The 10,000-nt window shown below is 45.3% G+C and carries 10 protein-coding genes; 7 read left to right on the forward strand and 3 right to left on the reverse strand.

What is annotated here, in order from left to right:
• Positions 1-251, forward strand: a 251-nt coding sequence (locus LDL18_RS01905) for a DNA translocase FtsK (protein WP_296506574.1), incomplete at its 5' end; no start/stop codon positions are given.
• 98 nt (positions 252-349) lie between these two features.
• A complete protein-coding gene (locus LDL18_RS01910; protein ID WP_296506576.1) occupies positions 350-1,018 on the forward strand; it encodes an outer membrane lipoprotein carrier protein LolA in 669 nt (222 codons plus the stop codon).
• 5 nt (positions 1,019-1,023) lie between these two features.
• On the opposite strand, the gene LDL18_RS01915 is transcribed toward LDL18_RS01910, so the two are convergent.
• Positions 1,024-1,452, reverse strand: a complete 429-nt coding sequence (locus LDL18_RS01915; RefSeq protein ID WP_296506578.1) for a hypothetical protein — start codon at positions 1,450-1,452, stop codon at positions 1,024-1,026.
• 657 nt (positions 1,453-2,109) lie between these two features.
• On the opposite strand from LDL18_RS01915, the gene xth reads away from it, so the two are divergent.
• Positions 2,110-2,919 (forward strand): exodeoxyribonuclease III, encoded by an 810-nt coding sequence (xth, locus tag LDL18_RS01920; RefSeq protein WP_296506579.1) that lies wholly within the window; start codon positions 2,110-2,112, stop codon positions 2,917-2,919.
• A complete protein-coding gene (gene ribA, locus LDL18_RS01925) occupies positions 2,912-4,006 on the forward strand; it encodes a GTP cyclohydrolase II (protein WP_296506581.1) in 1,095 nt (364 codons plus the stop codon). Before xth ends, ribA begins: the two co-directional genes overlap by 8 nt.
• A 177-nt stretch (positions 4,007-4,183) precedes the next feature.
• Here ribA and LDL18_RS01930 read toward each other — a convergent pair whose 3' ends face one another.
• Positions 4,184-4,525, reverse strand: a complete 342-nt coding sequence (locus LDL18_RS01930) for a helix-turn-helix domain-containing protein (protein WP_296506583.1) — start codon at positions 4,523-4,525, stop codon at positions 4,184-4,186.
• Positions 4,526-4,639: 114 nt separating this feature from the next.
• Here LDL18_RS01930 and LDL18_RS01935 point away from each other — a divergent pair, with 114 nt between their 5' ends.
• The 3 genes from LDL18_RS01935 to LDL18_RS01945 all read left to right on the forward strand — a co-directional run bounded on the left by LDL18_RS01935 (position 4,640) and on the right by LDL18_RS01945 (position 9,107).
• Positions 4,640-5,656, forward strand: a complete 1,017-nt coding sequence (locus LDL18_RS01935; protein ID WP_296506586.1) for a zinc-binding alcohol dehydrogenase family protein — start codon at positions 4,640-4,642, stop codon at positions 5,654-5,656.
• 167 nt (positions 5,657-5,823) lie between these two features.
• Positions 5,824-6,363 carry a L,D-transpeptidase family protein gene (locus LDL18_RS01940; RefSeq protein WP_296506588.1) on the forward strand — a complete coding sequence of 180 codons (540 nt, stop codon included), beginning with the start codon at positions 5,824-5,826 and terminating at the stop codon, positions 6,361-6,363.
• Positions 6,364-6,626: 263 nt separating this feature from the next.
• Positions 6,627-9,107 (forward strand): TonB-dependent receptor, encoded by a 2,481-nt coding sequence (locus LDL18_RS01945; protein ID WP_296506590.1) that lies wholly within the window; start codon positions 6,627-6,629, stop codon positions 9,105-9,107.
• Positions 9,108-9,186: 79 nt separating this feature from the next.
• On the opposite strand, the gene aroC is transcribed toward LDL18_RS01945, so the two are convergent.
• Positions 9,187-10,000: chorismate synthase (gene aroC / locus LDL18_RS01950; RefSeq protein WP_296506592.1), on the reverse strand; the 814-nt coding region annotated here is incomplete at its 5' end.

Below are 10,000 nucleotides of genomic sequence, written 5' to 3' on the forward strand. Positions count from 1 at the left end.
GCTATAAGCTTGAAGGTCAGCCAGATGGTGATCACGATCCTGAAACAAAACGCTATCGCGATGCGGTTCAGCTTGTGGTTGAAAGCCGGAAAGCCTCGACCAGTTGGCTGCAACGGCAATTACGGGTCGGTTATAATAATGCTGCCCGTCTGATTGAACGGATGGAGAAAGAAGGCATTGTTTCGGCGGCCGATCATGTCGGTCGTCGGGAGGTGTTAATTCAGGCGGATGAACTGGTTTCATTGCTGTAATCAATTAACCTTCAGTTCACCTGAATTCTGCTCATGAACGAAAAATATAAAGTGTTTAACCCGCTATCCGCCTTTTATTGGTGAAGGATTATTCAAACGTGGAAGATTCCATTCTGGCAAAATCAAAAGGCTGTTTTTGTAAGGCTGTAGCTGCCGCGTTTCTATCGACAGCCCTCTGTCTGCCCGCTTTTCCGGCGATAGCGGCTCCGGCTGGTGATGCCTCTTCTACTATTTTTCCCCAGATACAAAAACATCTGCGGGAAGTCGCAACGATGACCGCCCATTTCGTTCAGGTTGACCGGAATGGTCAGGCTTTGGATGGCAGTTTGACCCTAAAAAAACCGGGTTTAATCCGTTTCCAATATCAAAAAGATGTGCCTTTACTGGTCGTCGGGGATGGCAAAGCCTTGGTGATGATAGATTATTCAGTAAGGCAGGTTTCCCGCTGGCCGATTGGGGATTCGCCCCTTTCTATCTTGATTGATCCGTCGAAAGATATCGCAAGCTATGCGACTTTGACCTCAGATGATGGCAAAAATATTGTCATCACCGGACATGATCCGAAGCATCCCGATTTTGGCACGATCGCTATCAATTTTCAGCGCGACAAATCAGCTCCCGCGCAGTTAATGTTGATGGGATGGACGGTTATTGATGCCCAGAATAACCGATCTCAAATCATTTTGTCCGAGCAAAAATTTAATCAGCCGGTTTCCAATAATATGTTTCGCTGGAATGACCCCCGCGGTAATAATGGCCCTCGTTAAGGGGGCTATCTTTTAAAGAGAAAAGAATAGGTTCTCCGAATATCATTTCTGATTTTGGAGAGGCCATTGACAACCGCATTGACGGGGGCTGAGATAAGGCCTTTTCTGTGCTGATTAACAACGGGTTTCATCGCGTAGCTTTCCTGTATCCTGTCAGAATGAACCGTTTGGGGCACCAATTGAAAATCCCTGAATAAAAAAGCATGTAGCTTATCTTTCAGGATTTTAAATTCCCTGTTGTTTTCGAGATCAAAAAAGTTACCAAAATGGCCATATAATTTTTTAATATTGTGGCGGGTATGATTGGGCTCTTTCTCAATTTTATTGGCCAGATGATAAAGGATTCTACCCCGACAATAGTCTTTATTCTCGATAAGAATATCGACCATATTCAAAAGTATATTTTTTATTTCGGTCGTGGTTTTTATTTTCATATTTTTCCCGTTTATTTTTTATCCATAAAAATATTCATGTTTTTATTTAAAAATAAACATTATTTTTCAAATAGTAAAAATATAATAAAATTATTTCATTTTCGTTTATTTTTTAAAAATAAATATATTTAATATGAAAATTGACCATCCTCAAATCTTGTTCTTATATTTTGCCACTTTTAATAAATGAATCCAAGCCTCTTTATTAGTTTATTAAAACTTGTCTGCGACTATTTATATTTTTGAAATTAGAAATCTTATTTCAAGATATTTTTATATTATTTTTGCGTAAAAATTCAAATGACATATATTAACGGCATATTTGATACAAATTTAAATAAAAAAATGTATTTTATTCATCTTAGTGACAGCTTCAAAGGTGTAATGATTTTTTCGTGGCTCAATATGCTGGCAGAATTTTCCCCCCTGTTGTCTGTCAGCTCAAGCCATCTCGCGTGACCAATATTAGGTCAGCCCTCGCTTCACGCCCCCGAAGCGAGGGCCTTTTTTTGTCTTAGTGAGAAGAAACATCGGAATATCCGCTTGCTAGGCAGCTATTTCCTATGCTTAACTCATGACCTTTTTAGCTAGATACTTGCAGGGAAAGACCATTTTTTCCGTAAAATGGCATTCTTGTGGGTCGTTTATCGGTCATAAATGGCAGGAAATATTTTGCGTATTGTCTCATGGAATATCAATTCAGTGCGCGCCCGATTGGCGCATGTTGAACGTTTCTTAAAAGAAGAGCAGCCGGATATTCTCTGCTTGCAAGAAACCAAGGCCACGAACGGCGTTTTTCCCTCCCGTTTTTTCTATGATCTTGGCTATATTCATCAGGCTGTCCACGGTCAGCCCGGTTATAATGGCGTTGCCATTCTGAGCCGAGTGGCCTTTTCTCCTGCAGAAATCACTAGCCATGATTGGCAAAATAATCAGGAAGCCCGCCATATCGGTATTACCTTGGAAAACGGGGTGCGGCTGGAGAATGTCTATATTCCGGCAGGTGGTGATATCCCTGATCGTGATCTTAACCCAAAATTCGGTCAGAAGCTCGATTTTATCAGCCGAATGATTGAATGGTCATCGCATTTGGAACAGCCGACTATTCTGGTTGGGGATTTTAATATCGCCCCGCTAGAATCCGATGTCTGGAGCCATAAACAGCTTTTAAAAGTCGTCAGCCATACCCCGATAGAAGTCGATCATCTTTCCCGCTTGCAAATCAGTCACAACTGGATTGATCTGGGTCGTCATTTTTATCCGGCACCGGAACGCTTATATACATGGTGGAGCTATCGCTCGAAAGACTGGACAAAGTCGGATCGAGGGCGACGCCTCGATCACATGTGGGCAAGTCCCAGCCTCGTCGATCATTTGGTCAGTCACAAGGTATACGAATCCTGTCGGAGTTGGATAAAGCCTTCGGATCATGTGCCTTTACTTACGGAGTTTTCTTTTCATGGTTGAGGATCGTAAAGCGATAGTCATAGCACAGGCGATAGATGCCTTGCGGCGGGGTTGGCCGATTTCGATCTCTGATCAAGGCGAAGTTCTAAGCCTGTTGGCAGTTGAACGTGCTGACGACCATCGGCTCAAGGTTTTTGACCCTGATCAGACGGCTGGTATTTTACTGTCTGCGGCAAGAGCGGCTATCTTGAATCTTGCCAATGACAAAGAGGCCGCTACGCCCGATCAACCTGTCACCTTGGCAAGAACGCCTTGGATAGATTGTGCTTCTGCCTTGGCTTTGGCCGATCCTTCTATGGATCTGGAAATGCCGATGAAGGGGCCTTTCAAGGTTAAAAAAACCGTTGTAAAGGCGGCAGCCACTTCGGCTTTGGAATTGGCTAGAATGGCAGGATTACTTCCGGCTTTCTTCGTTCAGGAAGGTCAATCTGAACAATCGCTTTTGACTGTTCCCGCACAAGATATTGTCGATTTTTTCCAAGGTCAGGGCGTTTATATCGCCGCAAGAGCGCGGTTGCCGATTGCCTTGGGCGATCATGGTAAAGCCATTGAAAATAGCCAGATCGTTGCATTCAGAAATGATGCCGATGCCGTAGAGCATGTTGCGGTGATTATCGGCCATCCTGATGGCCAACCGCCCGTTGTCCGATTGCATAGCGAATGTCTTACCGGCGATGTTTTTGGCTCGTTGAAATGTGATTGTGGCCCCCAGCTCCATCAGGCTTTAAGGATTATGGATGAATCCGGCTATGGTATCTTGCTTTATTTGCGACAGGAAGGGCGTGGTATTGGGCTGATCAATAAATTACGTGCCTATAGCTTGCAAGATCAGGGTTTTGATACAGTAGATGCCAATGTCCGCTTGGGCTTTGTCAATGATGCCCGCGATTTTCGGCTGGCTGCCCAGATGCTAGGTGAATTAGAAATAAAACAAATCCGTTTGCTAACCAATAACCCCGACAAGGTAGAAGGGTTAAAAAAGGCCGGTATCGATGTGATCGAACGATTGCCATTAAAGATTAAACCGAATCCCCATAATCAGGCCTATCTTGAAACCAAGCGCGATCGTAGCGGTCATCAATTATAACGGTGAAAATATTTAAATAGGGCAGAATTTATGACTTATCAAATAGGCGATAGCGCTATTTATGGAAGAGGCTATTATTCTTTTTAGCTCTAAACGGTTTAAAATAAGGCTATCGTCTGTTCGTATGCTCTGATCGGTCACTTTCAAAAGAAGGTTGCCGTTATCAAAGTGTAGTTATTACGGCTTATCGACCAAATAAGTATCACCCCAATTTTTGAGCGCCATTATAATAGGTTCAAGACTGCGCCCCCGTTCGGATAAACTATATTCCACCTTCGGTGGGATGACGGGGTAAATTTTTCGGATAATCAGCTCATTTTTTTCTAATTCCCGTAATTGCTTAGTCAACATACGTTGTGTGATATCAGGAAAACGCCGACGTAATTCATTGAAACGTAAAGTTTTTTCAAAAAGATGGTAAAGGATAACACCTTTCCATTTGCCATCAATCAAATTAAGCGTCCCTTCGACAGGGCAACCGGCATTACATTCAAAATTTTGATGTCGGATACGAGGCATGGCATTTCCTTTTACAGTATCATTTTGGATACTATAGGCCTTTTATGTGCGTTCTTGTTCTTTTTCACAATAGTCGAGATATTGATAACCTTAAACCATAAAAGGGAGCTGATTATGCGTGCTATAGGTTATCAAAAACCGTTACCCATCACTGAATCTGCGGCATTGGTCGATATTGACATCCCTAAACCGAAACCCCAAGGCCGCGATTTATTAGTCGAAATAAAAGCCATTTCTGTTAATCCCGTCGATACCAAAGTCAGACAGAAAATTTCTCCGAAAGCCGGTGAAGAATGGAAAATTTTGGGATGGGATGCGGCCGGTATTGTTGTCGAAACAGGAAGCAATGCCGAACTATTTAAAGTCGGTGACGAAGTTTTTTATGCAGGTGCTTTCGGTCGCTCTGGTAGTAATGCAGAATTTCAGTTGATGGATGAACAACTGGTTGGTCAAAAACCGAAAAGTCTTAATTGGGCAGAAGCCGCCGCCTTGCCCTTAACTGCGCTGACGGCTTGGGAAGTCTTATTCGATCGGCTTCATATCCATGAGCCTGTGGCCGGAATAAAACCCGTTATTTTGATTATTGGCGGCGGTGGTGGGGTTGGCTCGATCGCTATTCAGCTAGCCCGCCAGTTAAGTGATGCTACTATTATTGCTACTGCTTCGCGACCAGAAAGCCGTGAATGGGTTAGTGAAATGGGAGCGCATTACGTTATTGATCATAAACAGCCTTTACCCGCCCAAATAAAGGCGCTTCATCAGGGCGACCCTTCTTTTGTTTTTTCGACTACCCATACAGAACAGCATTTTGCAGAAGCCGCTGAATTGATGGCACCCCAAGGCCGCTTTGCTTTGATCGACGAGCCTAGCAATGTTGATATCACGCTTTTTCAGGCTAAATCCTTATCGCTGCATTATGAATTTATGTTTACCCGTTCTATGTTTGGAACCGCTGATTTGCTGGAACAGCATCATATTTTAAACAAATTAAGCCGTTTGGTAGATGAAGGACGCATTCGAACGACACTTACAAAAAATTGTGGCGTGATTAACGCTACTCATTTGAAACAGGCTCATCAATTCATTGAAGACGGCCATGCCAAAGGTAAGATTGTATTAGAAGGCTTCTAAAATTTAGGGTTAACTATAAAATATATTCCAAGGTGGCATTTATATCTAATGCCACCTTATTTTTTTCGGTTAATGGAGTGGATTTTTAAAAACAGGCTCGAATATATTTTTATCCTCGCAGTAATCGCCTGTGATCTTGTCAGATTGTCAGTATAGCCTGTCTGGCAATGGTAGAAATTTACATCAATAGCCAATTGGGCATTTTAACCGAAGAACGGAACGGACGGCGCTATCAGACATCATGTGCCTTAGGGGAAAACGGTGTTATTGCGGCTGACAAAAAACGGGAAGGGGACAATAAAACGCCTTTAGGCTGTTGGCCTGTTCGGGGGGCGTTGTTGCGTCCTGATCGTTTTTCTGCCGTAGATTATCCGTCTTTTCATCTGCAGGATATTAAAATTCCGTGGCGTTGGATTCGCCCTGATGATGGCTGGTGCGATGACAGCCGATATGGCTGTTATAACCAACCCGTTACGTTACCCTTTTCGGGATCAGCTGAGTCTTTGTGGCGCAATGACTCTCTTTATGACATTATTATCACGCTGGGCTATAACGATCGGCCGTCTTTTCCTGATTTAGGCAGTGCAATCTTCCTGCATTGTCGTATTTTAGGTCGAAAAACGGCTGGATGTGTGGCTGTTATGCCAGATTTTCTAGAGAATCTGCTTGTTAGACTGCAATTAGGGGATAGCCTTAAGATATTTTAAAGCTATCAAGCCTTATAACGGCTATGTAGAGATGACAGACAGCTTTATGACAAATTGTCACTAGACATTTTGTTCGCTGTTAGGCTTTTGCTTTTTCGCTAATATAGCCTACAGAACAGGACGTTTCGGTTATCTATCGGGGGAATGAAATGGGGTGGCCTGATAATGTCATCCATCCATTCTCTTGGATACAATAAAAAGACTAAAAGAATATCTGCAGGAACCGGAAAAATCCGGTCTTATTGCAGTAAAGGAGAGGATGAATGACAAGATATTTTTGTCAGTTACTGGCGGGTACTGCCCTTCTTGCTTGTGTGCAATCCGCTTACGCGCAGGGGGTTCAATATAAAAGACCGGATGGTTCCACGCAGGCCTTGAAAGGTAATCAACCATCGGCTGCTGCGCACCCAGCCCCTGCGGCCACGACGGGTGCCGGAACACGGGGACGCACGCCAACGGCTGTTTCTGCCTCCCATCCGATCCCCAATGAACCCTTGCTTCGGAAAGAGGATGTCACCCAACCTCGGGCAAAAGATGATGGCGCGGGTGGTTTAATCAGCCGTCGGGTTGGGCGTGATGATATCGCGAATATCGGTTTTGGCCAGACGCGCCAGCAAGTAACCATCACGCAAGATAATTTTAGCCGGATGACCCCAGGGACTTCTGCCCTTAGTGTTATGGCGACCTTGCCGGGTGTTAATTTCCAGTCAGCGGATTCTTTCGGCTTGGATGAAAAATCCAGCAATCTCAATATCCGTGGTTTCTCGCAGGATCAGATTGGCTTTACGATTGATGGTGTGCCGCTCGGTAATATGATGGACAGCAGCAACGGCTTGTCGATCAACCGGATGATCATGCCTGAAAATATTGACAGCGTGACGGTCAACTCCACGACGGGTAGCTTGGGCTTGGCTGCTAACAATAATGTCGGCGGCTCGGTGCAGTTTGCTTCTCACCGTCCGGGTGACAAACTCGATATCGTTGGATCAGGCACCTACGGTTCCAATAATACATGGCGCGGTTTTGTCCGTGTGGAAACCGGCGATATTACAGGTAACGGTTTACGCGGTTCTTTCAGCTATGGTTATCTGACCAGCGGTAAAAGCCGCGGCTGGGGTAAAGAAAAAGAACATCAAGTCAATGCCAAGATCACGCAGGATTTGCATGATGGCTATGATGGTGAAGTCGGGGTCTTCTTTAACTATGCCAATCTGAATGAAAATAACTACATGGCCAGTAGTTATGACATGCAGAAGAGATTAGGTACCGATACCGATTATACCCATAATTGGGACATCGCCCAGCAGATGGCCACGGCCTATCAGAATGGCAGCAACGCTTATCCGTCACCTTATAATTCCGTTAATGACACCTATTATAGCGCTTCGACGTTAAGACGTGACTATATCGGCGGTTTGCATTTCAAACGCCACGTCACCAAGGAAATCAGTGTTGACCTGACCGGTTATTATAACCGTGAATATGGTCAGGATTTGATGTATAATCCTTATGTTGCAACGCCGGGTGGGTCTTCCCTCTCTCTTATGGGGGTTACGTCTACCCAAAATCGCGGCGGTGTCACGGGTCATGTCGCATGGGATCATGATTTCTCGGTCTTCAAAAACCATTTAGAAGCGGGCGGCTGGTATGAATCCAGTGTCAGCCATCAGGCCACCGATTATTATGATTTGGCGGGTGGCGAAAGCGAACCTTCCCGTAATATCCTTCACTATCAGCGCAATCCTTTCAGTTCGCAATGGGCGCATACCATCGGTTCTGAAACAACCATGTATTATGTGTCTGACCGGATGGACTTTGGTAAGGTCACCTTGTCCGGTGGTTGGAAAGGATTCCAGACGACTAGCCAGAACAAAGCGGCTGGTAATCTTGCCGATTACAACCGCGCTGTTGGCAAGTTAAATTCAACCGATTGGTTCTTGCCACAATTCGGTATCTTGTGGAAACCTGACAGCCGCATTGATTTGTTCTTCAACTATTCCGAAAATATGCAGGCGATGAATGCCAATCTGTTGGCAGCGACTTCGCAGGCTAATTTCAACAGTTTGTCCAGCAATCATAAATTGCGTCCTGAAAAATCGACTAATTATGAAATCGGTATGCGGTATCATGAAGGTCGTTTCCAGACGAGCGTTGCCGCTTATTACAGCTATATAACCAATAATTTGCTGGCAACTTCGACGAAAAGCGCCAATGCCCCGATCAATGTCTATAATGTCGGCGGCATTAAAAATTATGGCGTTGATGTCACGGCAATGTATCGCATTTTGCGGCCATTATCCTTCTTGGCCAGCTACTCTTATACCCATGCCACCTATGCCAATAATATCACCGGCCAAGATGGCTCGGTTCTTTATGATACCAAGCATAAATGGGTTCAGGGTATTCCGCGCAACATGTTCAAAGCGGATATCGTCTATGACGATCATCACTTGTTAATGCGGGTTGGCGGAACCTTCATGGTTCATCGCTTGGCCGATGCTGTGAATAACGTTCATGTTCCGGGACAATATATTTTGAACGGCGCTATCGGTTATCACTTCGGTGATGAAGTGCCTTATATGAAGGGCTGGACAGTCATTGGTAACGTCACCAATATGACGGGGCAGCGTTATGTCTCGACCATTGGTACGAATGGCTTTGTCGCAAGCGGCAGCGATCTTACCCAAAATTTACAGGGTGGCGCACCCCGTCGTTTCTTCATTACGCTGAAACGCGACCTTTAATATCTTATCTAACTGGTGATCAAAAAAAAGCCGGAGGCCTTAGGGCTTCCGGCTTTTTTGTTCTCAAATGGGGAAAAGATTATCGGCCTGTTTGGGCGCGATGCAAAAGTTTCTGATCTGCCAAGACCAAAGCCATCATTGCTTCGACAACAGGCACCGCCCGAATACCAACGCAAGGATCGTGACGACCCTTGGTCACGACTTCGACCGCTTCACCGTTACGATTGATCGAAGGCAGGGGAGATACAATCGAAGGGGTCGGCTTTAAAGCACAGCGAACCACCACCGGTTGTCCAGTTGCAATACCGGCTGTCACGCCGCCTGCATGATTGGACAGAAATTTGACCCCATCGCCTTGGTCAGCAGGACGCAGGGCATCGGCATTATCCCGTCCTGTTGATCGAGCGGCTTCAAAGCCATCGCCGATCTCGACCCCCTTAACCGCATTGATACCCATGCAGGCCGCTGCCAATTCTGAATCCAGCTTGGCATAGAGAGGCGCGCCCCATCCGGCAGGCACATGAGAGGCAACACATTCGACAACAGCCCCCACGGAATTGCCGTCTTTTCTTGCCTCATCAACAATCTTTTCCCATCTCGCCACCGCTGCTTTGTCAGGGCAAAAGAAAGGATTATTGTTGATTTCAGCTTTATCAAAGTCTTGCCGATCAATCTTGTCGCCGCCTAATTCCACTAGATAACCCTGAATTTTGACTTCAGGGATGACCAATCGGGCAACGGCACCGGCTGCGACGCGGGCAGCTGTTTCTCTAGCAGAAGATCTTCCTCCGCCGCGATAATCACGCAGCCCATATTTGGCATCATAAGCAAAATCACCATGAGCCGGACGGTATTGCTGCGCTACATTGCTGTAATCACGGGAACGTTGATCC

The organism is Zymomonas sp. (genome assembly GCF_020216885.1).
Classification (GTDB): Bacteria; Pseudomonadota; Alphaproteobacteria; order Sphingomonadales; family Sphingomonadaceae; genus Zymomonas.

Excerpts from the sequence above, each read along its gene's own strand:
- LDL18_RS01940 (WP_296506588.1), top strand. The coding sequence starts at position 5,824 with ATGGTAGAAATTTACATCAATAGCCAATTGGGCATTTTAACCGAAGAA.
- xth (WP_296506579.1), top strand. The coding sequence starts at position 2,110 with ATGGCAGGAAATATTTTGCGTATTGTCTCATGGAATATCAATTCAGTG.
- LDL18_RS01930 (WP_296506583.1), bottom strand. The coding sequence starts at position 4,525 with ATGCCTCGTATCCGACATCAAAATTTTGAATGTAATGCCGGTTGCCCT.
- ribA (WP_296506581.1), top strand. The coding sequence starts at position 2,912 with ATGGTTGAGGATCGTAAAGCGATAGTCATAGCACAGGCGATAGATGCC.
- LDL18_RS01915 (WP_296506578.1), bottom strand. The coding sequence starts at position 1,452 with ATGAAAATAAAAACCACGACCGAAATAAAAAATATACTTTTGAATATG.
- LDL18_RS01945 (WP_296506590.1), top strand. The coding sequence starts at position 6,627 with ATGACAAGATATTTTTGTCAGTTACTGGCGGGTACTGCCCTTCTTGCT.
- LDL18_RS01935 (WP_296506586.1), top strand. The coding sequence starts at position 4,640 with ATGCGTGCTATAGGTTATCAAAAACCGTTACCCATCACTGAATCTGCG.